This is a genomic window from Methanospirillum sp., from assembly GCF_035406105.1.
Lineage (GTDB): Archaea > Halobacteriota > Methanomicrobia > Methanomicrobiales > Methanospirillaceae > Methanospirillum.
The window spans coordinates 1-3,494 of sequence record NZ_DAONKG010000233.1; the positions used below are offsets into that span (position 1 = coordinate 1).

General features: G+C 44.8%; 4 protein-coding genes. All 4 read right to left on the reverse strand.

Annotated features, from left to right (window positions below; genetic code table 11):
* Positions 1-38: 38 nt before the first annotated feature.
* Positions 39-803 carry an ABC transporter ATP-binding protein gene (locus tag PLA23_RS11615; protein WP_324475282.1) on the reverse strand — a complete coding sequence of 255 codons (765 nt, stop codon included), beginning with the start codon at positions 801-803 and terminating at the stop codon, positions 39-41.
* Entirely contained in the window at positions 800-1,870 is a 1,071-nt protein-coding gene (locus tag PLA23_RS11620; protein WP_324475283.1) for a FecCD family ABC transporter permease, read from the reverse strand. Before PLA23_RS11620 ends, PLA23_RS11615 begins: the two co-directional genes overlap by 4 nt.
* Before the next feature lie 46 nt (positions 1,871-1,916).
* Complete coding sequence (locus tag PLA23_RS11625; protein WP_502883628.1) at positions 1,917-3,041, reverse strand: iron ABC transporter substrate-binding protein; 1,125 nt, start codon at positions 3,039-3,041, stop codon at positions 1,917-1,919.
* A gap of 24 nt (positions 3,042-3,065) precedes the next feature.
* A partial coding sequence (locus PLA23_RS11630) for an FmdE family protein (RefSeq protein WP_324475284.1) occupies positions 3,066-3,494 on the reverse strand: 429 nt, incomplete at its 5' end.

Here is a 3,494-nt window from a genome sequence, read left to right on the forward strand (position 1 = left end):
CTCATATTTTTGAAAAAAATTGAAAATTGTTATCAGGGTTATGAAGGCTGAAGGCCTGGAACAATGCACCTGACGCCTCCAACCATTCCCATCATAACCGGAAGACCATATACATCTTCAATAATCTCCGGCGTTACAGCATCATATGGTCCGTGAAAATGAATCTGCCCGTCTTTTAAAAAGATAAACCGGTCAGCATACCGGAGTGCCTGATTCAGGTCATGCATGGTCATCACGGCTGCAATGCCATGTTCCCTTACAATCCCCACAATGGTTGAGAGAATTTCGACCTGGTTTTTCAGATCAAGACTGCTTGTTGGTTCATCAAGGAGAAGAATTCGAGGCTCCTGTACAAGAGCCCGTGCAATAGCGATCTTCTGCAATTCACCTCCACTCATCTCGTCGATATATGAGAGCCTGAGATGATTCATAGAAAGACGGGAAAAGATGGCGTCAACAATCATGAGATCTCGTTCAGAGATGTCCCACCCGATATGTGGTCTCCTACCCAGCAGAACTGCATCAAATGCAGTAAGGCGCCCGGTCTCAACACGCTGTGGGACATACCCTGCACGTTGTGCAATTTCAAGTGAATTCAGTTTACCAATCTCTGATCCATCAAGGAAGACCTGGCCGTGTTTTGGTTTTAATATCCTGTTCAGACATTTCAGCAGTGTTGTTTTTCCAACCCCGTTCGGTCCGAGAATAGCAACAATCTCACCATGATTTACTTCAAAAGCAATCTTTTTGAGGACATCATGATTTCTGTATAAAAATTCTAATTCACGAACATTCAGAATCATCCTCTGTGCCCCCTTATTATGAGATAGATAAATACCGGTGCACCCATGAATGCTGTGAGAACAGCTACCGGAAGGACATATGGTGCAACAATGAGTCTGGCGACAGTATCTGATGCAAGGAGCAGGATACCCCCCATAACACAGGAGCCGGGAATTAAATATCGCTGATCATCTCCAATAATTCTTCTGACCATATGGGGACAGACAAGTCCAACGAATCCGATAACTCCCAGAAATGCAACAAGGACTGCCGTGATGAGTGCTGCAACCGTCATCCCGTACAGCCGGATTCGCTCGACATTCACACCCAGTCCTTTCGCAGTCTCATTTCCAGCATCAATCGCATTATAATTCCAGCGGTTTGCCAGAAAATACAGAGTTGATGCAGTGACAAGAACTGTTATAATCCCTAATTCAGCCCAGTTCGCCCTACCAACATCACCAAAAGTCCAGAAAACAACGGCTGCAAGCTGCGTATCGGAAGCGAAATACTGTAAAAACATGGTCCCTGCTGTGAAAAGGGAAGAGAGAGCAACTCCTGTCAGAACCATGACCTCAGGGGAAGCCCCTCTGATGTGGGAAATCATCAGGATAATGGCAGTTGCAATCATGCAGAAAAAAAAAGCCATTATTGTGGTAATATAGGGATTATTAATGGTAATGGCCCCGGCAACAGTTGAATGGATCTGACCGGTTCCAAGAAGAATTACTGATACTGCGGCACCAAATGCTCCTGCATTAGAAATACCTAATGTAAATGGTGAACCCAGTGGGTTTCGAAGAATTGACTGCATCGCAACCCCTGCCACTGAAAGACCAACACCTGCCAAGATGGCTGTGAGTGCCTGCGGGAGGCGGATATTCCAGACAATCGCATCCCATTTATGATTCACATTTTTTCCAATTAAGGTCAGAAAGACATCATATGGCGGGATAGATACCGCTCCGACTGAAATTGAAAAGATCAGAAGGAATAATAAAAGGATAATCCCTCCGATAATCCAAAATACCTTGGTTTTTACATAAGCCAGATAATCATTGGGGATAGTACCATCTGCGATATGCATTATCCCACCTCATAAAAAAAAGAGAAAAATAAGGAATTCATCAGATTCAAATGGTTATCTGACTGAATGCAAGGTTTTTATACATTGCATTTATTTTGTCCAGCGGAGATGCTCCAAGGAATTTTGTCATTATCTCATCTGCCTTTTTCTTGGGGTCAATATCAGCAAACCGGTCTGGATATACTACCTTCCCAATGAAGTAGGCATCAGCAAGGACATTTTCGAAGTTGGTATTATAGAAGTTGTAGGGAAGCACTCCGTAGACTTTTCCTTCCTTAACTGCAGTCAGTCCGGCGAGTGATGGATCATTCTTCAGTTCCCCGATTCCTCCATCATTGTCCATTTGAATCGTTCCGACATCCATAAACAGGAATTCCGGATCCCAGTCAACAATTGCTTCTTTTGCAACATCAGCGTGGGCAGTTCCCATCTTCCCTGCAACATTCTTTACATGTGTCCAGAGGAACGGCGGGTATGCCGGCTCGGTCGAGATGATGCCATGTGCTCCTGACATACTGACTCCTCCGACATAGGCAGTCTTCTGTTCAGATTCAGGTATGTCTTTCGTTCTTGATTCAAGGTCAGCAATTGTCTCTTCGATGTATGCAATCAGTTCATTCGCACGATCTTCTTTCCCAATCACTTCTCCCATTAAGCGAAGTCCCTGAAACATGGCTTCCTGTTCTTTGGGAGTCCGAAGTGATCCATAGTCAAACATCACAACCGGGATTTTTGTCTTTTCAGTAAGTTTGTCACCTTCAGCAGCATTTGTTGCAGAGGGCTGGCCGGTAGCACCAGTTTTAAAGACTAACTGTGGTGCAAGTGCAATAATCTTTTCAGGATCATCTTTTCCTCTGAATTCTCCAAAGAGTGGTAGGTCCTTAAACTGTGGGTTGAGGAGGGCATATCCCCTTGCATCCATCTTCTGATCTTCTTTTTCAATACTGTCAACGCCCACAATGAGATCCTGACCCCCGAGATAGGTCAGATATCTGAGGCATCCCGCTCCTGAACAGAGAATATGTGTGGCAGGAACAGGTACAGTCACTTCTCTTCCGAACCCATCTGTGATGGTCTTTTCTACTGTTGTACTCTCTGCCATACAACCTGGCACTGTCAGAACTGACAGTACAAGGCAGATTGCAAAAAAAATTTTTGTGATATGATTCATGGTACTCACGTTTTGTATTCTCTCTTACAGCATTCCCAATACTTTATAGGGATTATTCCCCGCGGTCTTCAGTTTCGTCAGGTTTGCTTCGTCAACATCAAATTCCTTAAGTGTGGTAATGACTGATTCTGGCTTGTCAACATACGGCATCATGCCAATATCCTGCACCAGCTTCGGAGCCCAGGATGGCAGGGTGTTGTTCGTAAGGCCCAACTCTTCAGTCACCTGGTCAAAGTTGAACCCAAGAGCAACGCCTTTTCCTTTTTTGGCCCCATCATTCCACCGGATGATGATACCTGCAGGGCGTGTTCCATACTTTGCCTTCAGGGCTGCTTCATCGTCCGGGTTTAATGCCATGACAAACATACTGTTCTTACCCGGAGTACTATCCCATATCATCTGGAATGCATCCTCCTTACACCAGTTCGGACATCCGATATCAATGTAGGTCTC